Source organism: Pseudomonas sp. PB103, assembly GCF_009764635.1.
GTDB lineage: Bacteria > Pseudomonadota > Gammaproteobacteria > Pseudomonadales > Pseudomonadaceae > Aquipseudomonas.
The window spans coordinates 46632-72244 of sequence record NZ_RWIL01000101.1 but is presented as its reverse complement, the minus strand read 5'-3'; the positions used below and the strand labels follow the sequence as shown (position 1 = coordinate 72244).

The following is a 25613-nucleotide window of genomic DNA, read 5'->3' as shown; positions in this document are numbered from 1 at the left end:
TCTTTTTCAACTTCTTTCTGCGCTTCGATGAACTGAAGCACCTGCTGCCGAAACCTACATAACTCATTGAATCTCAAGGAGTTTTCCGTTTCGACTGCGCCGGAAGTGGGGCGAATTATAGACATCTAAAATTCGCCGTCAACCCCTATTTTCAGTTTTACTCGGATTTCAGCGTAATACGTGCAAACGCCTTCTTGCCGGCCTGGCAAACGTGGGTAGCGCCCAGTACGTATATAAAGGAACGATCAACCACCTCACCATCAACACGCACACCACCGGAAGCCAGCAGGTCGCGCGCCGCCGCCGAGTTCTTCACCAGACCCGCCTTATTAAGGACGGCTGCAATCGGCATGTCTTCAGCTGAAGCCAGCTCGATCTCCGGCAGGTCATCCGGCAACTCGCCATCCTTCATGCGATTGCCCGCAGCACGATGAGCATTGGCCGCAGCCTCCTCACCATGGAAGCGCGCAACGATCTCTTCGGCCAGCTTGATTTTAACGTCACGCGGATTGGCACCCGCCTCTACGTCTGCACGCAACGCATTGATCTCATCCATCGAACGGAAGCTGAGCAGCTCGAAGTAGCGCCACATCAATGCATCCGGAATCGAAACTAGCTTGCTGTACATGACACCCGGCGCTTCCTGAATACCGACGTAGTTGCCCAAAGACTTGGACATCTTCTTCACGCCATCCAGACCTTCAAGCAGCGGCATTGTCAGAATGCACTGCGCTTCCTGGCCGTAACCACGTTGCAACTCACGCCCCATCAGCAAGTTGAACTTCTGATCGGTGCCGCCCAGCTCAACGTCCGCACGCAAAGCCACCGAGTCATAACCCTGAACCAGTGGATAGAGGAACTCGTGAATAGCGATCGGCTGATTGGTGGTGTAGCGCTTGTCGAAGTCATCGCGCTCAAGCATGCGTGCGACGGTGTATTGCGAAGTCAGGCGAATGAAGTCCGCCGGCCCCATCTGATCCATCCAGGTAGAGTTGAACGCAACTTCGGTTTTCGCCGGATCAAGAATTTTGAAAACCTGAGTCTTGTAAGTCTCGGCGTTCTCTAGAACCTGCTCACGAGTCAGCGGAGGGCGCGTGGCACTCTTGCCGCTCGGATCACCGATCATCCCGGTGAAGTCACCTATAAGGAAGATCACTTGATGCCCCAGTTCCTGGAACTGGCGCAGCTTATTAATAAGCACGGTGTGACCCAAGTGCAGATCCGGAGCGGTCGGATCGAAACCAGCCTTGATACGCAGCGGTTGGCCGCGCTTGAGCTTCTCGATCAGCTCGGACTCGACCAATAGTTCTTCCGCACCACGTTTTATCAGCGCTAGCTGCTCTTCAACCGACTTCATAACAGACCCGTAAGGCTCAGATTCAAAGGGAACCAACCATACAAGATCGCGCACCAATTACAAGTTTTGCCCGGCGCACGGACACCAATCCACAAACGCGCTGTCTGTAGACTTGCTTCAGAGATGATTTGGTTATATTTTATACAGTTATTTCATCTTCATCATGTCATTCATCTTTTCCAATTCATCATTTTTCAAAGTCAAAATTACCTATGACCACAGAACCGTCTAAAGCGCCTCCGCTTTACCCGAAGACCCACCTGCTCGCCGCAAGTGGGATCGCCGCCCTTCTCAGCCTGGCACTCCTGGTATTCCCTTCCAGTGATGTTGAAGCCAAAAAGACGACCCTGAGCCTTGAACTGGAAAGTCCTGCTGAACAACTGACACAAGATCAAGACGCTGCTGACGCGGTTCAAGCCACAAATGAGCCGGTCGCTTCACCATTTGCGCAGATCGAAAACAGCGACGAAAACACCCCGCAAACCGCTGAAACCGCACCTGTACCAGCGCCTGCTGCAGAAAAAGCAAAAGCGCCCGGCCATCGCGAAGTTGTCGTCGCCAAGGGCGATACACTGTCCACGCTATTCGAAAAAGTCGGCCTGCCCGCCGCCTCCGTGCATGAAGTACTGGCCAGCGATAAACAAGCCAAACAGTTCAGCCAACTCAAACACGGCCAGAAACTCGAATTCGAATTGAACCCGGAAGGCCAACTGACCAGCCTGCACAGCAAAGTCAGCGACGTCGAAACCATTACCCTGACCAAGAATGCCAAGGGTTATGCGTTCAACCGGGTTACCGCAAAACCAACCGTACGCACCGCTTACGTACATGGCGTGATCAACAGCTCGCTGTCTCAGTCCGCCGCCCGCGCAGGCCTCTCCCACAGCATGACCATGGATATGGCCAGCGTGTTTGGCTACGACGTCGACTTCGCTCAAGACATCCGCCAGGGCGATGAATTCGACGTGATCTACGAGCAGAAAGTGGTCAACGGCAAAGCCGTCGGCACTGGCCCGATCCTGTCTGCACGCTTCACCAACCGCGGCAAAACCTACACCGCCGTGCGTTACACCAACAAACAAGGTAACAGCAGCTACTACACCGCTGATGGCAACAGCATGCGCAAGGCGTTCATCCGTACGCCGGTGGACTTCGCCCGCATCAGTTCGAAGTTCTCCATGGGCCGCAAGCACCCGATCCTCAACAAGATCCGCGCCCATAAAGGTGTCGACTACGCAGCGCCACGCGGCACGCCGATCAAGGCTGCCGGCGACGGTAAAGTACTGCTGGCCGGCCGCCGTGGCGGCTACGGCAACACCGTGATCATTCAACACGGCAACACTTACCGTACCCTCTACGGCCATATGCAAGGCTTCGCCAAAGGCGTGAAAACCGGCGGTACCGTCAAACAGGGCCAAGTGATCGGCTATATCGGCACCACCGGCCTGTCCACCGGCCCGCACTTGCATTACGAATTCCAGGTTAATGGCGTTCACGTCGATCCACTGGGTCAGAAGCTGCCAATGGCCGATCCGATCGCCAAAGCCGAACGTGCTCGCTTCCTCGCGCAGAGCCAACCGCTGATGGCGCGCATGGATCAAGAGAAGGCCACCATGCTGGCATCGAGCAAGCGTTAAGCCATGGCCCTTTATATCGGTGTGATGTCCGGAACCAGCCTCGACGGTCTGGACATTGCCCTGATCGAACAGACTTCGGCGATCAAGCTGATCGCCACGCACTACATTCCCATGCCTGCGTCCCTGCGCGGCGAGCTGCTTGACTTGTGCGCCAGCGGCCCCGATGAAATCGCCCGTTCGGCGATTGCCCAGCAACACTGGGTGAAGCTCGCCGCGCAAGGCATTCATACCCTCCTCGATCAGCAGCAGCTCAAACCGGCAGCCATTCGTGCAATCGGCAGCCATGGCCAGACCATTCGCCACGAACCGGCGCGCGGTTTTACCGTGCAGATCGGCAACCCTGCCCTGCTGACTGAGTTGACCGGTATTACTGTAGTCAGCGACTTCCGCAGCCGTGATGTCGCTGCCGGCGGCCAAGGTGCGCCGCTGGTTCCGGCCTTCCATGAAGCTTTGTTCGAAGAGCGTACCGGTAACCAGGCAGTCTTGAATGTCGGCGGTTTCAGCAATCTGAGCCTGATTGAGCCGACCAAGCCTGTAGCCGGTTTCGACTGCGGCCCTGGGAATGTTCTGATGGACGCCTGGATTCAGCAGCAACGGGGCGAAAACTACGACCGCAATGGCGACTGGGCAAAATCAGGCTCTGTTGAGTCGACATTGCTGGAAGCACTGCTCAGCGATCCGTTCTTCATTACCAAAGGCCCGAAGAGTACCGGCCGCGAAGTGTTCAACCTGCCGTGGCTGGAACAACACCTGTCACGACTACCAGCCTTCGCGGCGGAAAACGTGCAGGCCACACTGCTTGAGCTGACTGCGCTGACCATCGTCGAGTCGCTGCAAAGCGCTCAATCCGATACCCAAGAACTGTTGGTCTGCGGCGGTGGCGCGCACAACAGCGCACTGATGAAACGGCTGGCCGACCTGCTTCCCGAGACAACGGTAGCCAGCACCGCGACCCATGGGGTTGATCCAGACTGGGTCGAAGCCATGGCCTTCGCCTGGCTGGCCCATTGCTGCCTCGAAGGCATCGCCGCCAACCGCCCAAGCGTCACCGGCGCACGCGGTCTTCGCGTCCTGGGCGCCATCTACCCGGCCTGATCAAATCGCACACAGCAAAACGCCGCAGAACCGTAAGGCTCTGCGGCGTTTTGTTATCTGAAACGAAGAAACGTCAGATCGAGAACGAAGACCCGCAACCACACGTCGTGGTGGCATTCGGGTTCTTGATCACGAAACGCGACCCTTCCAGACCTTCCTGGTAATCCACTTCCGCACCGGCCAGGTACTGGAAGCTCATCGGATCAACCACCAGACTCACGCCTTCGCGCTCGACGATGGTGTCGTCCTCGGCCACATCTTCATCGAAGGTGAAACCGTATTGAAACCCTGAACAACCGCCGCCCGTAACAAATACGCGCAGCTTCAAGCGATCATTCCCCTCTTCATCGACCAGGCTCTTCACCTTGTGCGCGGCACCGTGGGTGAATTGCAAAGCCGTGGGGGTGAAGGATTCGACGCTCATGCTGACTATCTCCCGGCGTTACGCCGCCATAATGCGTGATGACGCGCATTATCCGCTTCTCCTAGAAAATCGGTCAACTATTGTTACGGTATATCAATAAAGCCGACGAGCTGTCCGGAATGCAAAAAGGCCCGTTAGACGGGCCTTTTCGCTGTGCGACTTAAAGTGTTACGGCAGCATTCCGGCGTGAGACAAGCCGAAACGTTCGTCCAGACCGAACAGAATGTTCATGTTCTGTACTGCCTCGCCCGAAGCGCCTTTGACCAGGTTGTCGATCACCGACAACACCACCACCAGATCGCCATCCTGCGGACGGTGCACGGCGATGCGGCAAACGTTCGCGCCACGCACGCTACGGGTTTCCGGATGGCTACCGGCGGGCATCACATCAACGAATGGCTCATTGGCATAACGCTTTTCGAACAGCGCCTGCAGATCCACCGAACGATCAACGACGGTCGCGTAGAGCGTGGAGTGAATGCCACGAATCATCGGCGTCAGGTGCGGAACGAAGGTCAGCCCCACATCCTTGCCCGCGGCACGACGCAGGCCCTGGCGAATTTCCGGCAGGTGACGGTGACCTTTCACTGCGTAGGCCTTCATGCTTTCCGACGTTTCGGAATACAGCGAACCTACCGCCGCGCCACGACCGGCACCGCTGACGCCAGATTTGCAGTCAGCGATCAGACGCGAAGTATCGGCCAGACCCGCTTCCAGCAGCGGCAGGAAGCCCAGCTGCGTCGCGGTTGGATAGCAACCCGGCACCGCAATCAGTCGAGCTTTCTTGATCTGCTCGCGATTGACTTCCGGCAGACCGTACACCGCTTCATCCAGCAATTCTGGCGCGCCGTGCGGCTGGCCGTACCACTTGGCCCATTCTTCCGCGTCTTGCAGACGGAAGTCCGCCGACAGGTCAATCACCTTGGTCCCCGCAGCCAACAGCTCGCCGGCCAAGGCGTGAGCCACACCGTGCGGCGTGGCGAAGAACACCACATCGCAAGCGCCCAGGGTCTTGATGTCCGGCACGCTGAAGGCCAGGCCGTCGTAGTGACCGCGCAGGTTCGGGTACATATCAGCCACGGCCAGACCGGCCTCGGATCGGGAAGTGATCACAACCACTTCTGCCTGCGGATGCTGCGCCAACAGACGCAGCAGTTCGACACCGGTGTAACCCGTGCCGCCGACGATACCGACCTTGACCATAACCTGCCCTCAAAGAACCCACTGGAAAGCCGTCGATAATAGGGGCCGCGCGGCCCTGCGACAACCGTCAAGGTGACGTGCGGACGCTCAAGCCTCTACTATCCGGGCTTACCGTGAACCTGGAATAACTAAAAATGCTCTATCTATGGATCAAAGCTTTTCACATCGTCAGCATCGTTTGCTGGTTTGCCGGACTGTTTTACCTGCCGCGACTGTTCGTTTACCACGCACAAAGCGAAGACACGATCAGCAAAGAACGCTTCAGCGTCATGGAGCGCAAGCTGTACCGCGGCATCATGGGCCCGGCGATGATCGCCACGCTGATCTTCGGCGGCTGGCTGATCTACCTCAACCCGAGCATCTTCAGCATGGGTGGCTGGATTCACGCCAAGCTGACTCTGGTCGTACTGCTGATCGGCTACCACCACATGTGCGGCGCGCAGGTAAAACGTTTTGCCCGTGGCGAAAACACCCGCAGCCATGTCTTTTATCGCTGGTTCAATGAAGTGCCGGTTCTGATATTGCTGGCTATCGTAATTCTGGTCGTGGTCAAGCCGTTCTAACTTAAACAAGAACAGATCTTTGGGGTATTCATCATGTCGCTGCCCGCTTTGCTCGAACAACGTCTGCGTCTGCCCGTAGTGGCGGCGCCGATGTTTCTGATTTCCAATCCTGAGTTGGTGCTCGCCTGCTGTCGCAATGGCGTAGTCGGCAGCTTCCCGGCCTTGAACCAGCGCGAAAGCAGTGGCTTCAAGGCCTGGCTGGAACAGATCGAAGCGGGCCTTGCGACACTGGACAACCCGGCGCCCTACGCGGTGAACCTGATCGTGCACAACAGCAACCCGCGCCTGCAGGCGGACCTGGACATCTGCGTTGAACACAAAGTACCGATCGTCATCACCAGCCTCGGCGCGGTGAAAGAGCTGGTCGATGCGGTGCATAGCTATGGTGGACTGGTCTTCCATGACGTGACCACTCGCCGGCACGCCGAGAAAGCGGCCGAGGCTGGGGTCGATGGTTTGATCGCAGTCGCCGCCGGTGCTGGGGGCCATGCCGGTACCTGGAGCCCGTTTGCGCTGATTGCCGAGATCCGTGAGTTCTTCGACAAGACGCTGTTGCTTGCAGGATGTTTGAACCACGGCCATGAGATTCTCGCCGCACAGCTGCTCGGTGCGGATTTGGCCTACTTCGGTACGCGATTTATCGGCACCACTGAAAGTCATGCGCCTGACGCCTACAAGGACATGCTCCTGACAGCCAAGGCTGCGGACATCATTCATACTCCAGCGGTGTCGGGCGTTCCGGCCAGTTTCATGCGCCAGAGCCTGGAAGCGGCGGGCTTCGACATGGCTGCACTGCAAGGCAAGGGCGAAGTGAACTTCGGCGACAAGCTCAAACCGATCAGTGACGAAGCCAAAGCCTGGAAGACCGTGTGGTCGGCCGGTCAGGGCGTCGGGCAGATTGATGACTTGCCGAGCGTAGATCAACTGATTGCGCGCCTCGACGCCGAGTATCGCCAAGCCCAGGAGCGCGCTGCGCAGTTGCCACAACGCTGGCCACGCTGAAAAAATCAGGCCAGTCGTTTGTGGACTGGCCTTACACTGACGACCTTTCAATTTACTCGCGACAAGGATGCCTCGGCCATGAGCGAACCCCGTTACAAGATCGTTTTCAACGGTGCTCTGCAGCCCGGTGTCGATATCACCACCGCCAAACTCAATTTGGCCGACCTGTTCAAAAGCGATGTCGCCGCCGTTGAGCGTCTGTTCAGTGGCCGCACCGTCGCACTCAAACGCGACCTGACCCACAGTGATGCGCAGGCTTACCTGCAGGCGCTGAGCAAAACCGGCATCGACGCCCGGCTTGAACCCGAAACCACCATCGAGCTCAACCTGGCGGACGTCCACGAGCACAGTCCTGCCACCACTGAGCCGCAATCTCCCTACGCGCCGCCGCGGGCCAATGTCGGCGAAAGCCTGCCGGCATTCGCCGTACTCAAGCCGTTCAGTGTCGAAGGTCGCATCGGCCGACTGCGTTTTCTCGCGTGGACGATGGTGCTCAGCCTGGTGACATTGCCGATTGTCGGCATCTTCGCCCTGATCGCTCTGGGGCTGGTCAGCGGTGAGTCGACCACGGGCCTGATCATTGGCGGCATCCTTGCCTTCTTCCTGTTCCTCGGCTTCTTCATTGTCAGCATCCTGTTCAGCGTTCAACGCTTGCACGATATCGGCTGGTCGGGCTGGCTCTGGCTGCTGAACATTGTCCCCTTCGTGGGCAGCTTCTTCCCTTTCGTGATCATGGTGGTGCCAGGCAGTACCGGCGCCAATCAATATGGCCCGCCGCCTCCGCCCAACAGCACGGCGGTCAAGGTGCTCTGCTCGTTGTGGATCGTGTTCATCGCGTTGATCTTTGCTGGCGGCATCCTCGGCGGCTTCTCCGCCGTCCAGCAGGAATATGAAAGCAATCTGGAAAGCAGCTACGAAAGCGGCTCGGTGACCACCGATGAAATCGACGTCGAAGTCGAGCCGGCAGCAAATTCCGCCGACGAGGCAGCCGAAGCGGCGCAGGCCCCTGTAGACTCTGCGAAAGAATGAACAGCGCTCCCCGCCGTGACACCTGCGTCGCCGGCGCGGAGCTGTTGCGATGGAGAATTGCATGACCCGTTACGCTCTGATCACTGGCGCTTCCAGCGGCATAGGCCTGGCCATGGCCGAAGCGCTGGCCCGGCGCGGCCGCAGTCTGATTCTGGTGGCTCGACAGCGTGATCAGCTGGAAAGTATTGCGATCGAGTTGACCCAGCGCTTCGGCGTCGAGGTGCTGTTTCGTGCCTGCGATCTGGGCGAGCCGCTGCGCTTGTCCGGCTTTTTGCTGGAGCTGGAAGAAGGCGACCGGCAGATTGACCTGCTGGTGAACTGCGCGGGTATCGGCACCTGCGGCCCGTTTCTCGCGCAGGACTGGATGACCGAGCAAGACCTGATCGAAGTGAACATCCTCGCCCTCACCCGCCTGTGCCACGCGATCGGCAACAGCATGGCGCTGCAGGGTGGCGGGCAGATTCTCAACGTTGCGTCGGTGGCCGCGTTCAATCCCGGCCCGTGGATGAGCACTTACTACGCCAGCAAGGCCTATGTTCTGCACTTCTCGGAAGCCTTGCGGGTTGAGCTCAAACAAAGTGCCGTGAAGGTTTCGGTGCTCTGCCCTGGCCCGACGCGCACGGCATTTTTCCGCACGGCGCAACTGAACAGCGACAAACTCAAAGACAGCAAATTACTGATGAGCCCCGAGGAAGTCGCGCTGTACACCGTGCGCGCGCTCGACAAGAACCGAGCGATCATCATCCCGGGGCGCCGCAACCGCTGGTTTGCCTTTTTGCCGCGACTCGGTTCGCGCTGGCTTAATCGCACCATTGTCGGCATGGTCAATAAAGCCTATTGCCCGCGCTAAAGAATCCGGATTCAACGCGGTACACTCGATTCAGCTCAAACAACGGAGAAAACAGCAGTGGATACTCTGTTCACCAAGATCATCAACCGGGAGATCCCGGCCAAGATCATTTACGAAGACGACCAGGTTCTGGCGTTCCACGACATCGCCCCTCAGGCACCGGTGCATTTCCTGGTGATCCCGAAGAAACCGGTGCGCACCCTCAATGACCTGACCGAAGACGACAAGGCATTGGCCGGGCACATTCTGTTCACTGCTCAGCGTCTGGCGCTGGAACTGGGTTGCGAGGAAGGTTTCCGCGTGGTGATGAACTGCAATGAAAAAGGTGGGCAGACCGTCTATCACATTCATATGCACGTCCTCGGACAGCGCCAGATGAACTGGCCACCGGGTTAAAATTCACCGAGCAGTCCTGCGCTTTGTCACCTGTAGGAGCTGCCGAAGGCTGCGATCTTTTGATCTTTAGAGAATTAACACCAGGATCAAAAGATCGCAGCCTTCGGCAGCTCCTACATAACGCAGATCCAGCGCGGCATGACCCAGCGCAAACCTTCCCCGGCCGATTCGGTTAAACTGGTCGCCGAGATTCTTCCCGGAGGTCAGCATGACTACCCAACGTCACTACTCGCCGATTGACCGTCTTCTGCTGCAGGCCGATGCCGCGATGCGCACCCTGCTGCCCTTCAGTGGCCAGCCGTACCGTCCGTCGCCAGCCATTCTGCAGCCGGATACGCAAATGAGCGATGAAGACACCCGCCACGTCGCCGGCCTGATGCGCATCAACCACACCGGTGAAGTCTGCGCCCAGGCGCTGTATCAGGGGCAGGCGCTGACCGCCAAGCTGCCGCAAGTGCGCGAAGCCATGGAGCACGCCGCCGAAGAAGAGATTGATCATCTGGTCTGGTGCGAACAGCGCATTCACCAGTTGGGCAGCCATACCAGCGTGCTCAACCCACTGTTTTATGGCATGTCCTTCGGGATTGGCGCGGTGGCCGGGTTGATCAGCGACAAGGTCAGCCTGGGTTTTGTTGCGGCGACCGAGCATCAGGTGTGCAAGCATCTGAATGAACACTTGGAGCAATTGCCGGCGGAGGATGAGAAGTCCCGAGCGATTCTGGAGCAGATGCGCATTGATGAAGAGCATCATGCGGAGAGTGCGCTGGAGGCTGGAGGGTTTCGTTTTCCGGCGCCGGTGAAGTTCGGGATGAGTATTCTGGCTAAGGTGATGACCAAGAGTACTTATCGGATTTGAGAAGTGTATTGCCGGACAGGGCCCCATCGCTGGCAAGCCAGCTCCCACAGGGGTCTTTGTTTCAACAATAAAAAAGGCGACTGTCCTGAGACAGTCGCCTTTTTTTGTGTGCGGGAATCTTAGGTCGGCATGTTGCGCGCGTAGAAGATTTCGAGCATTTCGTGTTTCACCCGGTCGGTCACTTGAGCACGCTGCTCGGAGGACAGGCTGCTGGTGGCGTCGCCGAACAGGTAGTTATCCAGTTCGAAGTTCTTCAGCAGCATTTTGGTGTGGAACAGGTTTTCCTGGTACACGTTCACGTCGGTCATCTGGTAAGCGTCGCGAGTGTCTTCGGAAAGGTAGTTCTGGATCGAATTGATCTCGTGGTCGATGAAGTGCTTGTTGCCTTCAACGTCACGAGTGAAGCCGCGCACACGATAATCCACAGTCACGATGTCCGAATCGAACTGGTGAATGAGAAAATTGAGCGCTTTCAGCGGTGAGATGACACCACAAGTCGACACGTCGATGTCCACACGGAACGTTGCAATACCGTCGTCCGGATGGATTTCCGGGTAGGTGTGCACCGTGATGTGGCTCTTGTCGAGGTGGGCCAGGATAATTTCGGGCAACGGGCCCGGCGATTCTTCAATCTGGCTTTCAGTCGGGGTTACCGGCTCTTCAGAAATCAGAATCGTGACGCTGGCGCCCTGAGGTTCATAGTCCTGACTGGCAATGTTCAGGATGTTGGCACCAATGATCTCGACAACTTCTGTGAGAATCTGCGTCAGGCGTTTCGCGTTGTACTCTTGATTGATGTACTCGACGTAAGCCTGCTGGTCTTGCGGGGTTTCCGCGTAGCAGATGTCATAGATGTTGAAGCTCAAGGTCTTTGTCAGGTTATTGAACCCGTGGAGCTTGAGTTTGCTTTTCACCGTTAAAAACTCTCTATGTATGCGGCGCAGCCGCGTGATCAAGCATGCCCGTCAAGTGCGAACAACGCACCTGCGTAGGACGGTTAACACCTCTTCGCGATGGCGATTTTGGTTATCTGTTCAGGCGGATGACCCGTCGGCTGACCGATCACTGCCCTGAAAAAAGTGGCGCATTATGCAGACGTCAGCGGGGGATCGCCAGAGTCTGCACTGCTTTTATGATAGTTGAATGTCGGTTCAACCGAGTTCGACGATTTCATAATCGTGAGTGATGGCCACGCCAGCGGCGCCGAGCATGATCGAAGCCGAGCAATACTTCTCGGCGGACAACTCGATCGCGCGTTTGACCTGGGCTTCTTTCAAGCCACGGCCCTTGACCACGAAATGCATGTGAATCTTGGTGAATACCTTCGGATCTTCAGTCGCGCGTTCGGCTTCGAGGAAGGCTTCGCAGCTTTCAACGGCCTGACGCGATTTCTTGAGAATGCTGACCACGTCGAAATTGCTGCAACCGCCCACACCGAGCAGGAGCATTTCCATCGGGCGAACACCCAGATTGCGACCACCGGCGTCCGGCGGACCGTCCATGACCACGACATGACCGCTGCCGGATTCGCCGAGGAACATGGCTTCGCCAGCCCATTGGATGCGTGCCTTCATCGCCCAGACTCCACTGTAAAAAAAGGGTCGCCAGCTTAGCACAGGGGATTGCCCTGACCGCGAGCAGCGTTCCTAGGACGAATACCCCAACTGTGTAGGTAATTTCTCGAATTCGCGACGAAGTGTCTGTTAAGCTGGCGCCAATTCGCTGGCGCCCATGCCAGCCGTGTAGCGACCGCCTTCAGCGCCTCATAAAAAAATCAAACATCACCGTGCAGTCTTTTCGGGATACAACCATGGTTGCTATTACCCCCACACCCAAAATCAAGAACCTCGACAAGCTGTTGATGCATTGTCAGCGCCGTCGCCATGCGGCCAAGAGCAACATCATTTGTGCCGGCGATCGTTCCGATACGTTGTATTTCATCATCAAGGGTTCGGTGACGATCTTGATCGAGGATGACGACGGCCGCGAAATGATCATCGCCTACCTTAATGCCGGGGATTTCTTCGGTGAGTTGGGCCTGTTCGAGCAAGCCGGTCAGGAACAGGAACGCAGTGCCTGGGTGCGGGCCAAGGTCGAATGCGAAACAGCGGAAATCAGCTACGCCAAGTTCCGCGAATTATCGCAGCAGGATCCAGACATTCTTTACGTCCTCAGCGGACAAATCGCACAACGCCTGCGCAACACCACGCGCAAGGTCGGCGATCTGGCATTCTTTGACGTGACCGGTCGCGTAGCGCGTTGCCTGCTGGAGTTGTGCAAACAGCCAGACGCGATGACCCACCCGGACGGTATGCAGATCAAGGTGACCCGCCAGGAAATCGGGCGGATTGTCGGTTGTTCGCGGGAGATGGTCGGTCGCGTGCTCAAGGATCTTGAGGAACGCAACCTGGTCGATGTGAAAGGCAAGACCATGGTGGTTTTCGGTACGCGCTAAACGTACATCTGCGCCAGCATCATACGAAACAGCTCATCAAGACGCGCCAAGGCCTGTGGCGCGTTGAATTTCTCATGCAGGCCGATGTGGCTTTTCGCCCTCACCCGCTGCTCCAGGCCACATGCTTCGTTGAAGCGATTGACCGCTGCAACCATCGATTCGCGCTCGTCATCCATCAGCATCGCCCCGTGCACCAGACCGACCGGCCGTTGTCCGCCCTGACTCTGGCGCCAGCGCTGGGCGGTGCCGACCATTTTGCGGCCGTCGAGGTTGACGTTGAAACGGCCGTCGCAGAATGCGCCATCGATTTCGCCCAACGATGACGTGCCGCCCAATTCATCGAGCAACTGACAGATCGGATCGCAGAGGCGGTGGTAACCGGTTTCGATGCGGTTCAGGTCGCCTTCGCTGCGCGTTGGTGCGTAGACCAAAGCGATGTTGATGGTGGCGGCGGATTGCGGGACGGGCTCGCCGCCGGTTTCACGCAGCAGGACTGGCCAGCCGGCAGCGGCGGAGACTTCGCAGGCGTGTTCGAAAGCGGGCAAGCGGTTCAGGCGGCGTGGCATGACCAGTGCGCGATCGCTGGGTTGCCAGAAGAGAAGGCCGAATTCGGAGTCGCCGGCGCAGACCGAGGCCAGCAAATCTTGTTCGGCTTGCAGGCCGGCTTCGATGGTCAGGGGGGTTGGCAGCGACATGGAGGGCTCCGGCAGATTTGGAATCTTTAGGGAATTGACTGGCCTCTTCGCGGGCAAGCCCGCTCCCACAGGGGACGCGGGCGCCTGCAAAGACTTGATCAGTCGAGGGTCGAACCGCTGATCGGCACGCCACGCTCCGGGAAGAACAGGCGCTGCAGTTCTGTGCCCGGATTTTCCGCGCGCATGAATGCTTCACCGACCAGGAACGAATACACGTCGCTGATTTCCATCAACTCGACATCGGCACGGTTGAGGATACCGCTCTCGGTAATCACCAGACGATCACGCGGAATACGCGGCAGCAGATCGAGGGTGGTTTCCAGGCTGACATCAAACGTGTGCAGGTTGCGGTTGTTGACACCCACCAGCGGCGTATCGAGGGTTTTCAACGCGCGCTCCAGTTCATCACCGTCGTGAACTTCCACCAGCACGTCGAGGCCAACACCTTTGGCCACCGCCGCCAGCTCGGCCATTTTCACGTCATCCAGCGCGGAGACGATCAGCAGCACACAGTCGGCGCCCAACGCGCGGGCTTCAACGATCTGGTAAGGATCGATCATGAAGTCCTTGCGGATCACCGGCAGCTTGCAGGCGGCGCGCGCCTGTTGCAGGTAAGCATCGGCGCCCTGGAAATAATCGATATCGGTCAGCACGGACAGACAGGTTGCCCCGCCCTTCTCGTAGCTTTTGGCGATATCGGCCGGGACGAAGTCCTCGCGAATCACACCTTTGCTCGGCGATGCCTTTTTGATCTCGGCAATCACCGCTGGCTGCTTCTTCTTCGCTTGCGCCAGCAATGCCTGGGCAAAACCACGGGGTGCATCGGCCGCCTTGGCCAGACTTTCCAGCTCGCTCAGGCTGACGCGAGCGCTACGCTCGGCGACTTCCTGAACCTTGCGGGCCAGAATGTTTTCCAGAACCGTCGGTACACTCATCCCTCATTCTCCACTCTGAATACCGCGGTAAAGGCACCCAGCTCCTCGAGTTTCTCCCGAGCGAGGCCGGTGTGCAGGGCGTCGTGCGCAAGCTCCACGCCCTGTTTCAAACTGCTCGCCACGTCGGCGGCGTACAGCGCAGCACCGGCGTTGAGCACAATCATTTCGGCGGCTTTCTGGCCGTTCTCGGTCTTGCGCTTGCCGAGGGCATCGCGGATCAGCGCCAGCGACGCTTCCGGGCCGTCGACCGACAGGCCGTGCAGGCTCTGGCTCTTCATGCCGAGGTCTTCCGGCTCGACCCAATATTCAGTGATTTCGTTGTTCTTCAGTTCGGCAACAAAAGTCGGCGCGGCGAGACTGAACTCGTCCAGGCCGTCCTTCGAATGCACCACCAGTACATGCTTGCTGCCCAGACGCTGCAACACTTCGGCCAACGGCCGGCACAGCGCCTTGTTGAATACGCCCACTACCTGATGCTTCACACCGGCCGGATTCGTAAGCGGGCCGAGCATGTTGAACAGCGTACGCAGGCCGAGATCGCGGCGCGGGCCGGCGGCGTACTTCATGGCTTTGTGGTGAGTCTGGGCGAACATGAAACCAATGCCGACGTTGTCGATGCAACGCGCAACCTGTACCGGCGTCAGGTTCAGATAAATGCCGGCAGCTTCCAGCAAGTCGGCGCTGCCGCTCTTGCCCGAGACCGCGCGGTTGCCGTGTTTGGCCACGGTGCAACCGGCAGCAGCGACAACAAAGGAAGAAGCCGTCGACACGTTGAAGATGTTCGCACCGTCACCGCCGGTGCCGACCACATCGACTACGCCGTCGAGGGTTTTCAGTTCGACCTGATCGGCCAGTTCACGCATCACCGACACGGCGCCGACGATCTCGTCGATGCTCTCGCTCTTCATGCGCATGGCCATCATGAACGCGCCGACCTGCGCCTCGGTGCATTGGCCGGTCATGATTTCGCGCATCACATCGCGCATTTCTTCGGTGCTGAGATCGAGGTGCTCGACGATACGGCTCAGGGCTGTCTTGATATTCATGGGAAGTCCTTAGCGCGTGCCGCCGGTTTGTTTGAGGAAGTTGGCAAACAGTTCATGACCCTGCTCCGTCAGGATCGACTCGGGGTGGAACTGTACGCCCTCAATGTTCAGGGTCTTGTGACGCAGGCCCATGATTTCGTCGACCGAACCGTCGTCGTGTTGTGTCCACGCGGTCAGCTCGAGGCAATCGGGCAAAGTATCGTGCTTGACGATCAGCGAGTGGTAGCGGGTAACGGTCAGCGGATGATTCAGACCTTGGAAAACGCCCTTGTCCTCGTGGAATACCGGGCTAGTCTTACCGTGCATGACCTGGCGCGCGCGCACCACATCACCGCCAAAGGCCTGGCCGATGGATTGGTGGCCGAGGCAGACACCCAAAATCGGCAGTTTGCCGGCGAAGTGCTTGATCGCTTCGATGGAGATACCGGCTTCGGTCGGCGTGCACGGGCCTGGCGATACGACGATGCGCTCGGGCTTGAGTGCTTCGATCTCGGCGACGGTCAATTCGTCGTTGCGCACGACTTTGACGTCGGCACCCAGTTCGCCGAGGTATTGCACAACGTTGTAAGTAAAGGAGTCGTAGTTGTCGATCATCAGCAACATGGCGTTTCGAACCTCTTGAATTCTGACTTGGAGACAGCCTTCAGATGACTTGCCCGCAGGGCGCTGCGCGATGTCGGACGCAGATGGACGCGTCGGCACAGCGGCATTTCAAACAGGCAAGGAAGGCAAAGCGATACAGATCCGGCGGGGCCGGCAGAAAAGATTCAGGCGCGCCAACGCCAGCGGGCGTGTGCCTTGATGACTTGATCCAGAAGTTTGCTGGTGATCAACACGGGAAAGGTCTCGTTCATACGTTCCGGCACAGTAACTTAGCTGGGCGGAGCGTGCAATATGGCCGGGCGTATGGGGGTTAAATCTGCGCGAGGGTTCGCGACCGATGGCAAAAGGCCGGAAGTTTTTGGTACTGTCGTTTCGTTCACCTACAACAATAAATAAACGGACTTGCTCATGATCAAACAGACGTTGTTTGTACCGCTGGCTGGTTGCCTGCTCGCACTGGCTTGTGCTCAGGCGAATGCCGCACCCAATCCCTACTCGAATTTCGTGGTGTTTGGCGACAGCCTCAACGATGCCGGCACCTTCAGGGACACCGGCGGCCCGGCCGGTTCTACCCAGCGCTACACCAACCGCACCGGGCCAATCTATCTGGACGGCAGCGGCGAATCCCGTGATCTGAACGCCACCCAACGGCTGGGCGCACGCCTCGGCTTCACCCCCGATCAAACCGCCTCCTCCAGCTCGGCCGTGCGTGCCGAGAATGGCCAGGCTGACGGCAACAACTGGGCGGTCGGCGGTTATCGCACCGACCAGATTCTCGATTCGATCACTACGCAGTCGGCCACCGGCGAACGCACCCGCGCCGGCTACCTGCCCTCGAACGGCTTCCGCGCCGACCCGAATGCGCTGTATTACATTTCCGGTGGCGGTAACGACTTCCTGCAAGGTCGCATCCTCAGCCTGCCGCAAGCCAACGCCGGCGCCGATCGCCTGGCTGACAGCGTGCAAGCGCTGCAAACAGCCGGGGCCAAATACGTGATGGTCTGGCTGTTGCCTGATGTCGGCCTGACCCCGGCCATCAACGGCACACCGCTGCAAGCGTTCAGCAGCCAGCTCGCCGCGCAGTTCAACAGCCAGTTGGTCACGCGCCTGCAAGGCATCAACGCGGAAATTATTCCGCTGAACATTCCGGTTTTGCTGTCGGAAGTGTTCGCCGATCCGGGGCGTTTTGGCCTGGCCACTGACCAGAACCTTACCGCGACGTGCTTCAGCGGCAGCGGTTGCCCGGAAAACGCCCGTTACGGCATCAATAGTGCGACGCCGGATCCAACCAAGCTGATTTACAACGACGGCGTGCACCCGACCGAAGCCGGACAAAAACTGATCTCCGACTACGCCTATTCGCTGTTGGCGGCGCCGTGGGAACTGACGCTGCTGCCGGAAATGGCCCACGCCACCGTGCGCGCGCATCAGGATGAACTGCGTAACCAATGGCAAGCCGATTGGGAAAACTGGCAAGCGGTCGGCCAATGGCGGGCGATTGTCTCCGCCGGCGGCCAGCATCTGGATGTCGACAGCCAAAGCAGCGGTGCCAGCGCCGATGGCAGCGGTTACAACCTAAACATTGGTGGCAGCTATCGTCTCAACGAAGCGTGGCGTGTCGGTGTGGCGGGTGGTCTCTACCGGCAGAATCTCGAGGCCGGGCATAACGATTCGGACTACAAACTCAACAGCTACATGGCGACGGCATTCGCCCAATTCCAGCAGAACCGCTGGTGGGCTGACGCGGCGTTGACCGGCGGCAAGCTCGACTACGACAACCTCAAGCGCAAGTTTGATCTGGGCGCCAGTGAAGGTGCGGAGAAAGGTGATACCGACGGCAGCCTCTGGGCGTTCAGTACGCGCATCGGCTACGACATTGCCCAGCCGGGCAGCGAATGGCATCTGTCGCCGTTCGTCAGCGCCGATTATGCCAGTGTTGATGTCGATGGTTATTCGGAGAAGAGCAACCGCGCTACAGCACTGACCTTCGATGATCAGACCCGCGATTCGAAACGTCTGGGCGTTGGTATTCAGGGCAAGTACAACTTCACCCCGCAAACCCAAGTGTTTGGTGAGTACGCGCACGAGCGTGAGTACGAAGATGACGTGCAGAAGGTCAACATCGCGCTGAATACTTTGCCGGCGAATGACTTCAAACTTGAGGGGTATACGCCGCAGAGTCATTTGAATCGGTTGAGCCTGGGCGTGAGCCATAAGCTGACGGCAGATCTGGCGTTGCGTGGCGGGTATTCGTTGCGCAAGGATGATGACTTTACCCAGCAAGGGGTGAATGTCGGGGTGGTGTTGGATTTTTAAGCGGTAGAGCAAAAGATCGCAGCCTGCGGCAGCTCCTACAGGGGGTTGTTGCAGGGCATGAAAAAAGCGGCGCCCTCACAGGCGCCGCTTTTTTATGACTCATTTTCTGGGGTGAGAGACATTTACCTGTGGCGAGGGGATTTATCCCCGATGGGGTGCGAAGCGGCCCCGAAACCAATCACCGCGGTGTATCAGGTAAACCGCGTGCGATGGTTTTACGACTGCTGCGCAGCCGAGCGGGGATAAATCCCCTCGCCACAATGAATCCCACACCACAGATAAATCCCCATCCCACACATGTCCTCTCCCGCAGGGGATCGGAAATCAGTCCGGGGTTTGTTCGGCCAGGGCGACGGCGCGGAACATGGCGCGGCGTTTGTTCAGGGTTTCTTCCCATTCTAGGGCCGGCACCGAGTCGGCGACGATGCCGCCACCGGCCTGCACGTGCAGTTCGCCGTTTTTGATCACTGCGGTGCGGATGGCAATCGCGGTGTCCATGTTGCCGTTCCAGGCGAAGTAACCGACCGCACCGCCATACACACCACGCTTGACCGGCTCCAGTTCGTCGATGATTTCCATCGCACGAATCTTCGGTGCGCCGGACAAGGTGCCCGCCGGCAGAATTGCCCGCAACGCGTCCATCGCCGTCAGCCCTTCTTTCAACTGACCGGTGACGTTGGACACAATGTGCATCACGTTGGAATAACGCTCGATGACCATTTTCTCGGTGAGCTTCACCGAACCAATCTCCGAAACACGCCCCGTATCATTACGCCCCAAATCGATCAGCATCAAATGCTCGGCGATCTCTTTGTCGTCCGACAGCAGATCTTCTTCCAGCGCCAGATCGGCTTCTTCGGTCGCGCCACGTGGGCGCGTGCCGGCGATCGGGCGCACGGTGATCAGGTTGTCTTCAACGCGCACCAGCACTTCCGGCGAACTGCCGACGACGTGGAAGTCGCCGAAGTTGAAGAAGTACATGTATGGCGTCGGGTTGAAGCAACGCAGCGCGCGGTACAGATCGATTGGCGCAGCCTTGAAGTCGATCGACATGCGCTGCGACGGCACGACCTGCATGCAGTCACCGGCGAGGATGTATTCCTTGATGGTGTCGACGGCTTTTTCGTAATCGTCCTGAGTAAAACTGGAACGGAATACCGGATCAGCCGATTGCTGCTTGCTGAAATCCAGGCCACGGCGCGGGGTGATCGGCTGGCGCAGTTGCTCCAGCAATTCCTGCAAACGTGCCTGACCTTGTTCGAAAGCATCTTCCTGCGCAGGGTCGGCGAGGACAATCGCGTGCATCTTGCCGGCAAGGTTGTCGAACACCACGACGGCGTCGGACACCATCAGCAGAATGTCCGGCACGCCCAGTGGATCCGGGTTAGGACACATGCCCAAACGCTTCTCGACATAACGCACGCAGTCGTAACCGAAGTAACCGACCAGACCACCGTTGAAGCGCGGCAGACCAGCGATGGTCGGCACGTTGTAACGCGCCTTGAAGGATTCGACGAAGGCCAGTGGATCTTCAACGTCGTGGCTTTCGGTCTCGACGCCATCAACGGTGATGCTGACGTGATGATCGTGAACGCGCATGACGGTGCGGCACGGCAGACCGATGATCGAGTAACGCCCCCATTTCTCGCCACCCTGCACCGATTCGAGCAGGTAGGAGTTGGGCTGGTCGGCCAGTTTCAGGTATATCGACAGCGGCGTGTCGAAGTCGGCCAGGGTTTCGCAGGCCAACGGAATGCGGTTGTAGCCGTCAGCGGCCAAGCGCAGGAATTCTTCGCGGATCATAAGGTGCCTCGTGGTGTGAGGTGCTATCAGTCAGGTATGCAAACGCGCCGGCAGGCCGGCCAGAAAAAAGTCAGGCGCGCCAACGCCAGCGGGCCAGGGCCTTGATGACTTTCATCCAGAGTTTGCGAGTGACCACCACGATGGCGTTTCCAGAATGGGATTGAGAAGCGTCGGGCAACGTTATCTCAGCGGCCGAACCGAGGCAACCGGGAATTAACTTGCGCAGATCGTCGATGACCAGCGCCGGCGACTCTTCGGCAATCGGTCGGCCATGGTTGTAGCCATAACTCAGCGCCACGCATTTGACCCCCGCCGCTTTCGCCGCCAGCACATCGCTGCGCGAGTCGCCGACGAACAACGATTGCGAGGCCGGGATGTTGGCCATTTTCATCACGAAGAACAGCGCTGCCGGATCAGGCTTTTTCTGCGGCAAGGTATCGCCACCGATGATCCACTTGAAGTAGCGACCGATCTTCATCTGATCCAGCAACGGCGCGACGAAACGCTCGGGCTTGTTGGTGATCAGCGCCATGGCCACGCCTTGCTTTTGCAGCCACTTGAGGGTGTCGCGCACGCCGGGATAGACCACGGTCAGCTCATGGCTGGCGCCATAAGCCTCCATGAACACTTCCAGCGCATGTTCGGCCTCGACGTCATCCACCGCCGAGTGATCGATGCCACCGGCCAAAGCACGGCGCACCAGAACCGGCGCGCCGTTGCCGACCCATTCGCGCACCGCTTCGATGCCCGCAGGCTTGCGGCCGAGCGAGAGCAGCATGGTGTCCACCGCCGCTGCCAGGTCTGGAACCGAGTCGATCAGCGTGCCATCCAGATCGAACATCACCAGCCGAGGCAGTTTTCCCGGGAACAGCTGCTCAAACCCGCTCATGGGCGCGCCAGCGCCAGTTCGGAACGCATCTTGTCGATGACTTCCTGGTAGTTCGGCGCATTGAAGATTGCCGAGCCGGCGACAAAGGTGTCAGCGCCAGCGGCAGCGATTTCACGGATGTTGTTGACGTTGACGCCGCCGTCGATTTCCAGACGGATGTCACGGCCCGAAGCATCGATGATCGCCCGCGCTTCGCGCAGTTTGTCGAGGGTGCCGGGAATGAATTTCTGCCCGCCGAAGCCTGGGTTGACGCTCATCAGCAAGACCATGTCGACCTTGTCGATCACGTACTTGAGCACGTCCAGCGGGGTCGCCGGGTTGAACACCAGACCGGATTTGCAGCCGCCTTCACGGATCAGCTGCAGCGAGCGATCAACGTGCAGCGTGGCTTCCGGGTGGAAGGTGATGTAAGTCGCGCCGGCTTCGATGAAGTCGCCAACGATGCGATCCACCGGGCTGACCATCAGGTGCGCGTCGATCGGCGCGGTGACGCCGTACTTGCGCAACGCCGCGCAGACCATCGGGCCGATGGTCAGGTTGGGTACGTAGTGGTTGTCCATGACGTCGAAGTGGACGAAGTCGGCGCCAGCGGCGAGAACATTGTCCACTTCCTCGCCGAGGCGGGCGAAGTCGGCGGAGAGAATCGACGGAGCAATTACGAAGGGCTGCATGACGCACCTTTTCTGAGCTAAATCACGATGGCGCGCATTGTAGCCTCATGCATTGCTGCGCGCACCGTGACCGCGATGATCAGTACGCCGCTCGGTAAATCTTCTCGATATCGACGGCGCTGAGTTTGCGCGGGTTGTTGCGCATCAAGCGCTCGATCCCCGCGGCTTCCACCGCCATGGCCGGGATCGCTTCTTCCGGGACACCGAAACTGCGCAGGCCAGCGGGGATTTCCACCGCCGCGCACAGATCAGTCATCGCCTGCACGGCTTTGTCCGCCGCCTCGGCTGCACTCAAATGAGCGGTCTTCACCCCCATGGCTTCGGCAATATCCTGCATGCGTTCGACGCAGGCCATCTTGTTCCAGGTCATGACATACGGCAGCAGCAAGGCATTGCTCACACCATGGGCAATGTTGAAGCGCCCGCCCAGCGGATACGCCAGCGCATGCACCGCACCGACCCCGGCATTACCGAACGCCATGCCGGCCATCAGGCTGGCAGTGGCCATGTCTTCGCGGGCTTGCAGGTTGGCGCCGTTGGCGTAGGCCTTGGGCAAGGCTTTGGCGATCAGCTTGATTGCGCCGATCGCCAGCGCGTCGGTGATCGGCGAGGCGTTGACCGACAGATAGGATTCGATGGCGTGCACCAGCGCGTCGACGCCACTTGCAGCGGTGACGCTGCGTGGGCAGGTCAAGGTCATTTGCGGGCTGACCAACGCCACGTCCGGTAATAGAAAGTCGCTGACGATGCCTTTCTTCAGTTGCGCGACTTTGTCCGAAAGGATGGCGACGTTGGTCACTTCGGAACCGGTGCCGGCGGTAGTCGGGATGGCGATCAGCGGCGGGCCTTTGCGCGGCACTTGGTCGACGCCGAACAGATCCTCCAGCGCGCCGTGGTAACCGGCATAGGCTGCGACACTTTTGGCGATGTCGATGGCACTGCCGCCACCGAGGCCGATCAAGCCGTCATGCCCGCCCTCGCGGTAAACGCGCATGCAATCTTCGACGATGGCAATTTCAGGGTCGGGCAGCACGCGGTCGAAAATCTCGTACTCGCGTCCGCCGAGTTGCACCAGCGCCAGCTCGACGGTGCCGGATTTGACCAGCGCTGCATCGGTGACGATCAGGGGGTTGTCGATGTCGAGGCGCGTGAGTTCGGCGGCCAGTTGCTCGATGGCGGCGGCGCCGGTGATCAGTTTGAGAGCGATTTTGAACTGGGACAGACTCATCGTGCGCAGCCTCTTATAGATGTGGGAGCTGGGCACAAGATTAGCTGGGGATTTGGGGTTGTCTGCTATTCAGGTGGTGAATGAGTCATCGAGCGCAAGATCAAGAGCCCCTCACCCTAGCCCTCTCCCGGAGGGAGAGGGGACTGACCGCGCTGTACTTTCGAAGTACACCGACCTGAAATACCGAGTCGAGCTCAGATTCTGAACAGCACGAATATCTGCTCCCTTTCCCCCTCGCCCCCTTGGGGGAGAGGGCTGGGGTGAGGGGGTGGCTTTTGACCTTGATCTTAAACCTGAGCAGTCCGCAGTTTTTCGCTGCGGCCACGTAGCCATTCCAGAGTCAGCAACAGGATGACCGAGAACGCAATCAGCAACGTCGCAGCAGCGGCAATCGTCGGACTGAGGTTCTCGCGAATCCCGCTAAACATCTGCCGAGGCAACGTCGCCTGTTCAGGCCCCGCAAGAAACAACGTCACCACCACCTCATCAAACGAAGTCGCGAACGCAAACAGCGCCCCGGAAATCACCCCCGGCGCAATCAGCGGTAAGGTCACGCGACGGAACGCGGTCAGTGGCGATGCACCGAGACTCGCCGCCGCACGCACCAGATTGTGATTAAACCCCTGCAACGTCGCCGACACCGTGATGATCACAAACGGCACGCCCAGCACCGCATGCACGACGATCAGCGAGAAGAAGCTGTTGCCCAACCCCAATGGCGCGAAGAACAGATAGCTCGCCACACCAATGATCACCACCGGCACCACCATCGGCGAAATCACCAGCGCCATCACCAGCGCTTTGCCGGGGAAGTCACCGCGAGTCAGGCCAATCGCCGCCAGCGTACCGAAGATCATCGCCAGCACCGTCGCCGCCGGGGCGACGATGATGCTGTTCTTCAGCGCGCGCATCCATTCCGCCGAGGCGAAGAAATCCTGATACCAGTGCAGCGAAAAACCTTGCAGCGGATAGACCAGAAAACTCCCCGAGTTGAACGACAACGGGATGATCACCAGCACCGGCAGAATCAGGAACAACAGAATCAGGCCGCAGAGAATCCGCAGGCTGTAGAACCACACCCGTTCAATGGGCGACATGTAAGGACTCAGCATCTCGAATTCCCCTTAGCTCAGGCGCAGGCGACTGGCGCCGACCAGCCAGCTGTAAATCAGATAAAGCACCACGGTCGCCAGCAGCAACAACCCACCCAGCGCGGTGGCCATGCCCCAGTTGATGCTGGTGTTGGTATAGAAGGCGACGAAGTAGCTGACCATTTGATCGTTCGGGCTGCCGAGCAGCGCCGGGGTGATGTAGTAGCCGATGGCGAGGATGAACACCAACAGGCAACCGGCGCCGACACCGGCGTACGTCTGCGGGAAGTACACCCGCCAGAAACTGGCGAACGGATGGCAACCGAGAGAAATCGCCGCACGCATGTAGGTCGGCGAGATGCCTTTCATCACGCTGTAGATCGGCAGGATCATGAACGGCAGCAGGATGTGCACCATCGAGATGTACACGCCGGTGCGGTTGAACACCAGTTCCAGCGGTTTATCGATGATGCCCATGGCCATCAGCCCGCTGTTGATCAGTCCGCCGGATTGCAGCAGCACGATCCATGCGGCGACCCGCACCAGAATCGACGTCCAGAACGGCAGCAGCACCAGGATCATCAGCAGGTTGCTTTGCCGCGATGGCAGGTTCGCCAGCAGGTACGCCAGTGGATAGGCGAGCAGCAGGCAGATCACGGTGATGACCAGGCCCATCCAGAACGTGCGGGCGAAGATGTCGAGGTAGATCGCCTGATCCGGGGTGGCCGGGGCGATTTCGCCGAGGTCGTCGATGCGGTGATCGACGGACGCCAGCAAGTAATAAGGCGTGATGCTGCTGGTGTTGCGTTTGACCGCTTGCCAGTAGGCCGGGTCGCCCCAACGTTCGTCGAGTGCTTCCAGCGCTTCTTTATAAGAGGCCGGTTCGCTGGCGAAGGGTAGCGCCCGGGCGGTTTTGGTCAGCAGGCTGCGGTAGCCGGCCAACTCCATGTTCAAGCGCTTGGACAGATCGCCCAGCGTCTGGTTTTTACGTGCTTCGGCGAGGTCTTCGCCGGCGGCTTTGTAGACCGGCTCAGCTGGCAGGCCACGGCCGTCCCAACTGGCGATGGCCGCCACGGTGCGCGGCATGCCGCCGACCACTTCGGGGTTGCCGACGCTTTTGTAGAGCAGCGCCACGATCGGCACCAGAAACACCAGCAACAGAAACAGCACCAACGGCGCAATCAGCGCTTGAGCCTTCCAGCGGTTGACCCGCTCGGCGCGCTTGAGCTTCTGCTTCAAGGTGGGGCTGTTGCCCTCGTTCGGGGGAACGGCGATGGCCATGACGTACTCCGCAAATCTTTGATCGTTACAGAGGTGGCGAACCACCTCGAACTTTAGCTACTGATCGTTCCCACGCTCTGCGTGGGCACGCATCCAGTGACGCTCTGCGTCACACGAGGACGCGGAGCGTCCCGGGCGGCATTCCCACGCAGAGCGTGGGAACGATCATCTGGAACACCGTCGGCCCG

25 protein-coding genes are annotated in these 25613 nt (G+C 58.9%); 10 read left to right on the top strand and 15 right to left on the bottom strand.

What is annotated here, in order from left to right; all coding sequences use genetic code 11:
• Nucleotides 1-157 precede the first annotated feature (157 nt).
• The gene (gene tyrS, locus EJA70_RS18385; protein ID WP_129395737.1) at nucleotides 158-1357 is read right to left on the bottom strand and encodes a tyrosine--tRNA ligase; all 1200 of its coding nucleotides are present in this window, start codon (nucleotides 1355-1357) and stop codon (nucleotides 158-160) included.
• A 212-nt stretch (nucleotides 1358-1569) separates the two neighbouring features.
• Between tyrS and EJA70_RS18375 the strand changes: the two genes are divergently transcribed.
• On the top strand, nucleotides 1570-2994 hold the full coding sequence (locus EJA70_RS18375) for a peptidoglycan DD-metalloendopeptidase family protein (protein WP_158832559.1): 1425 nt from the start codon (nucleotides 1570-1572) through the stop codon (nucleotides 2992-2994).
• Nucleotides 2995-2997: 3 nt separating this feature from the next.
• The gene (locus EJA70_RS18370; protein ID WP_158832557.1) at nucleotides 2998-4089 is read left to right on the top strand and encodes an anhydro-N-acetylmuramic acid kinase; all 1092 of its coding nucleotides are present in this window, start codon (nucleotides 2998-3000) and stop codon (nucleotides 4087-4089) included.
• 73 nt (nucleotides 4090-4162) lie between these two features.
• Here the strand turns inward: EJA70_RS18370 and erpA are convergent, their stop codons facing one another.
• Nucleotides 4163-4513, bottom strand: coding sequence for an iron-sulfur cluster insertion protein ErpA (gene erpA / locus EJA70_RS18365; protein WP_008077999.1), 351 nt, complete (start codon nucleotides 4511-4513; stop codon nucleotides 4163-4165).
• Between the two features lie 168 nt (nucleotides 4514-4681).
• A complete protein-coding gene (gene argC, locus EJA70_RS18360) occupies nucleotides 4682-5716 on the bottom strand; it encodes an N-acetyl-gamma-glutamyl-phosphate reductase (RefSeq protein ID WP_158832555.1) in 1035 nt (344 codons plus the stop codon).
• Between the two features lie 134 nt (nucleotides 5717-5850).
• Between argC and hemJ the strand changes: the two genes are divergently transcribed.
• The 6 genes from hemJ to coq7 all read left to right on the top strand — a co-directional run bounded on the left by hemJ (nucleotide 5851) and on the right by coq7 (nucleotide 10412).
• Complete coding sequence (gene hemJ / locus EJA70_RS18355) at nucleotides 5851-6279, top strand: protoporphyrinogen oxidase HemJ (RefSeq protein WP_034155111.1); 429 nt, start codon at nucleotides 5851-5853, stop codon at nucleotides 6277-6279.
• 33 nt (nucleotides 6280-6312) lie between these two features.
• A complete protein-coding gene (locus tag EJA70_RS18350) occupies nucleotides 6313-7281 on the top strand; it encodes a nitronate monooxygenase family protein (protein ID WP_158832553.1) in 969 nt (322 codons plus the stop codon).
• A gap of 78 nt (nucleotides 7282-7359) precedes the next feature.
• The gene (locus EJA70_RS18345; protein ID WP_158832551.1) at nucleotides 7360-8310 is read left to right on the top strand and encodes a DUF805 domain-containing protein; all 951 of its coding nucleotides are present in this window, start codon (nucleotides 7360-7362) and stop codon (nucleotides 8308-8310) included.
• 61 nt (nucleotides 8311-8371) lie between these two features.
• Entirely contained in the window at nucleotides 8372-9160 is a 789-nt protein-coding gene (locus EJA70_RS18340; RefSeq protein ID WP_034155108.1) for an SDR family oxidoreductase, read from the top strand.
• Nucleotides 9161-9217: 57 nt separating this feature from the next.
• Nucleotides 9218-9556 (top strand): histidine triad nucleotide-binding protein, encoded by a 339-nt coding sequence (locus tag EJA70_RS18335; protein WP_003228789.1) that lies wholly within the window; start codon nucleotides 9218-9220, stop codon nucleotides 9554-9556.
• Nucleotides 9557-9764: 208 nt separating this feature from the next.
• Nucleotides 9765-10412 carry a 2-polyprenyl-3-methyl-6-methoxy-1,4-benzoquinone monooxygenase gene (gene coq7 / locus EJA70_RS18330; RefSeq protein ID WP_008077993.1) on the top strand — a complete coding sequence of 216 codons (648 nt, stop codon included), beginning with the start codon at nucleotides 9765-9767 and terminating at the stop codon, nucleotides 10410-10412.
• A 119-nt stretch (nucleotides 10413-10531) separates the two neighbouring features.
• On the opposite strand, the gene speD is transcribed toward coq7, so the two are convergent.
• Nucleotides 10532-11326 carry an adenosylmethionine decarboxylase gene (gene speD, locus EJA70_RS18325; protein ID WP_158832549.1) on the bottom strand — a complete coding sequence of 265 codons (795 nt, stop codon included), beginning with the start codon at nucleotides 11324-11326 and terminating at the stop codon, nucleotides 10532-10534.
• Between the two features lie 237 nt (nucleotides 11327-11563).
• Nucleotides 11564-11986, bottom strand: a complete 423-nt coding sequence (locus tag EJA70_RS18320) for an OsmC family protein (RefSeq protein WP_003228794.1) — start codon at nucleotides 11984-11986, stop codon at nucleotides 11564-11566.
• Nucleotides 11987-12222: 236 nt separating this feature from the next.
• Between EJA70_RS18320 and crp the strand changes: the two genes are divergently transcribed.
• Complete coding sequence (crp, locus tag EJA70_RS18315) at nucleotides 12223-12867, top strand: cAMP-activated global transcriptional regulator CRP (protein ID WP_008088598.1); 645 nt, start codon at nucleotides 12223-12225, stop codon at nucleotides 12865-12867.
• On the opposite strand, the gene EJA70_RS18310 is transcribed toward crp, so the two are convergent.
• From EJA70_RS18310 to EJA70_RS18295, 4 genes are all read right to left on the bottom strand, one after another.
• A complete protein-coding gene (locus EJA70_RS18310) occupies nucleotides 12864-13562 on the bottom strand; it encodes a lipoate--protein ligase family protein (protein WP_158832547.1) in 699 nt (232 codons plus the stop codon). The genes crp and EJA70_RS18310 overlap by 4 nt on opposite strands.
• Before the next feature lie 98 nt (nucleotides 13563-13660).
• Nucleotides 13661-14497, bottom strand: a complete 837-nt coding sequence (gene trpC, locus EJA70_RS18305; protein WP_158832545.1) for an indole-3-glycerol phosphate synthase TrpC — start codon at nucleotides 14495-14497, stop codon at nucleotides 13661-13663.
• Nucleotides 14494-15543, bottom strand: coding sequence for an anthranilate phosphoribosyltransferase (gene trpD, locus EJA70_RS18300; RefSeq protein ID WP_158832543.1), 1050 nt, complete (start codon nucleotides 15541-15543; stop codon nucleotides 14494-14496). The genes trpC and trpD overlap by 4 nt, the downstream gene beginning before the upstream one ends.
• Before the next feature lie 9 nt (nucleotides 15544-15552).
• Nucleotides 15553-16146, bottom strand: a complete 594-nt coding sequence (locus tag EJA70_RS18295; protein WP_158832541.1) for an aminodeoxychorismate/anthranilate synthase component II — start codon at nucleotides 16144-16146, stop codon at nucleotides 15553-15555.
• A gap of 408 nt (nucleotides 16147-16554) precedes the next feature.
• Between EJA70_RS18295 and estP the strand changes: the two genes are divergently transcribed.
• Nucleotides 16555-18462 carry an esterase EstP gene (gene estP, locus EJA70_RS18290; RefSeq protein WP_158832539.1) on the top strand — a complete coding sequence of 636 codons (1908 nt, stop codon included), beginning with the start codon at nucleotides 16555-16557 and terminating at the stop codon, nucleotides 18460-18462.
• A gap of 324 nt (nucleotides 18463-18786) precedes the next feature.
• Here estP and trpE read toward each other — a convergent pair whose 3' ends face one another.
• From trpE to EJA70_RS18260, 6 genes are all read right to left on the bottom strand, one after another.
• Nucleotides 18787-20265, bottom strand: coding sequence for an anthranilate synthase component I (trpE, locus tag EJA70_RS18285; RefSeq protein ID WP_158832537.1), 1479 nt, complete (start codon nucleotides 20263-20265; stop codon nucleotides 18787-18789).
• A 70-nt stretch (nucleotides 20266-20335) separates the two neighbouring features.
• Nucleotides 20336-21154 carry a phosphoglycolate phosphatase gene (locus tag EJA70_RS18280; protein ID WP_158832535.1) on the bottom strand — a complete coding sequence of 273 codons (819 nt, stop codon included), beginning with the start codon at nucleotides 21152-21154 and terminating at the stop codon, nucleotides 20336-20338.
• On the bottom strand, nucleotides 21151-21825 hold the full coding sequence (gene rpe / locus EJA70_RS18275; protein WP_007918813.1) for a ribulose-phosphate 3-epimerase: 675 nt from the start codon (nucleotides 21823-21825) through the stop codon (nucleotides 21151-21153). Before rpe ends, EJA70_RS18280 begins: the two co-directional genes overlap by 4 nt.
• Nucleotides 21826-21904: 79 nt before the next feature.
• Nucleotides 21905-23053 carry an iron-containing alcohol dehydrogenase gene (locus EJA70_RS18270; RefSeq protein ID WP_158832533.1) on the bottom strand — a complete coding sequence of 383 codons (1149 nt, stop codon included), beginning with the start codon at nucleotides 23051-23053 and terminating at the stop codon, nucleotides 21905-21907.
• Nucleotides 23054-23340: 287 nt separating this feature from the next.
• The gene (locus EJA70_RS18265) at nucleotides 23341-24165 is read right to left on the bottom strand and encodes an ABC transporter permease (protein ID WP_064119279.1); all 825 of its coding nucleotides are present in this window, start codon (nucleotides 24163-24165) and stop codon (nucleotides 23341-23343) included.
• Nucleotides 24166-24177: 12 nt separating this feature from the next.
• Nucleotides 24178-25425, bottom strand: a complete 1248-nt coding sequence (locus EJA70_RS18260) for an ABC transporter permease (protein ID WP_158832531.1) — start codon at nucleotides 25423-25425, stop codon at nucleotides 24178-24180.
• Between the last annotated feature and the right edge of the window lie 188 nt (nucleotides 25426-25613).

What these genes read in the sequence shown, in the direction of transcription:
- tyrS (WP_129395737.1), bottom strand. Translation starts at nt 1,357, where the DNA reads ATGAAGTCGGTTGAAGAGCAGCTAGCGCTGATAAAACGTGGTGCGGAA.
- EJA70_RS18375 (WP_158832559.1), top strand. Translation starts at nt 1,570, where the DNA reads ATGACCACAGAACCGTCTAAAGCGCCTCCGCTTTACCCGAAGACCCAC.
- EJA70_RS18370 (WP_158832557.1), top strand. Translation starts at nt 2,998, where the DNA reads ATGGCCCTTTATATCGGTGTGATGTCCGGAACCAGCCTCGACGGTCTG.
- erpA (WP_008077999.1), bottom strand. Translation starts at nt 4,513, where the DNA reads ATGAGCGTCGAATCCTTCACCCCCACGGCTTTGCAATTCACCCACGGT.
- argC (WP_158832555.1), bottom strand. Translation starts at nt 5,716, where the DNA reads ATGGTCAAGGTCGGTATCGTCGGCGGCACGGGTTACACCGGTGTCGAA.
- hemJ (WP_034155111.1), top strand. Translation starts at nt 5,851, where the DNA reads ATGCTCTATCTATGGATCAAAGCTTTTCACATCGTCAGCATCGTTTGC.
- EJA70_RS18350 (WP_158832553.1), top strand. Translation starts at nt 6,313, where the DNA reads ATGTCGCTGCCCGCTTTGCTCGAACAACGTCTGCGTCTGCCCGTAGTG.
- EJA70_RS18345 (WP_158832551.1), top strand. Translation starts at nt 7,360, where the DNA reads ATGAGCGAACCCCGTTACAAGATCGTTTTCAACGGTGCTCTGCAGCCC.
- EJA70_RS18340 (WP_034155108.1), top strand. Translation starts at nt 8,372, where the DNA reads ATGACCCGTTACGCTCTGATCACTGGCGCTTCCAGCGGCATAGGCCTG.
- coq7 (WP_008077993.1), top strand. Translation starts at nt 9,765, where the DNA reads ATGACTACCCAACGTCACTACTCGCCGATTGACCGTCTTCTGCTGCAG.
- EJA70_RS18320 (WP_003228794.1), bottom strand. Translation starts at nt 11,986, where the DNA reads ATGAAGGCACGCATCCAATGGGCTGGCGAAGCCATGTTCCTCGGCGAA.
- crp (WP_008088598.1), top strand. Translation starts at nt 12,223, where the DNA reads ATGGTTGCTATTACCCCCACACCCAAAATCAAGAACCTCGACAAGCTG.
- EJA70_RS18310 (WP_158832547.1), bottom strand. Translation starts at nt 13,562, where the DNA reads ATGTCGCTGCCAACCCCCCTGACCATCGAAGCCGGCCTGCAAGCCGAA.
- trpC (WP_158832545.1), bottom strand. Translation starts at nt 14,497, where the DNA reads ATGAGTGTACCGACGGTTCTGGAAAACATTCTGGCCCGCAAGGTTCAG.
- trpD (WP_158832543.1), bottom strand. Translation starts at nt 15,543, where the DNA reads ATGAATATCAAGACAGCCCTGAGCCGTATCGTCGAGCACCTCGATCTC.
- EJA70_RS18295 (WP_158832541.1), bottom strand. Translation starts at nt 16,146, where the DNA reads ATGTTGCTGATGATCGACAACTACGACTCCTTTACTTACAACGTTGTG.
- estP (WP_158832539.1), top strand. Translation starts at nt 16,555, where the DNA reads ATGATCAAACAGACGTTGTTTGTACCGCTGGCTGGTTGCCTGCTCGCA.
- trpE (WP_158832537.1), bottom strand. Translation starts at nt 20,265, where the DNA reads ATGATCCGCGAAGAATTCCTGCGCTTGGCCGCTGACGGCTACAACCGC.
- EJA70_RS18280 (WP_158832535.1), bottom strand. Translation starts at nt 21,154, where the DNA reads ATGAGCGGGTTTGAGCAGCTGTTCCCGGGAAAACTGCCTCGGCTGGTG.
- rpe (WP_007918813.1), bottom strand. Translation starts at nt 21,825, where the DNA reads ATGCAGCCCTTCGTAATTGCTCCGTCGATTCTCTCCGCCGACTTCGCC.
- EJA70_RS18270 (WP_158832533.1), bottom strand. Translation starts at nt 23,053, where the DNA reads ATGAGTCTGTCCCAGTTCAAAATCGCTCTCAAACTGATCACCGGCGCC.
- EJA70_RS18265 (WP_064119279.1), bottom strand. Translation starts at nt 24,165, where the DNA reads ATGCTGAGTCCTTACATGTCGCCCATTGAACGGGTGTGGTTCTACAGC.
- EJA70_RS18260 (WP_158832531.1), bottom strand. Translation starts at nt 25,425, where the DNA reads ATGGCCATCGCCGTTCCCCCGAACGAGGGCAACAGCCCCACCTTGAAG.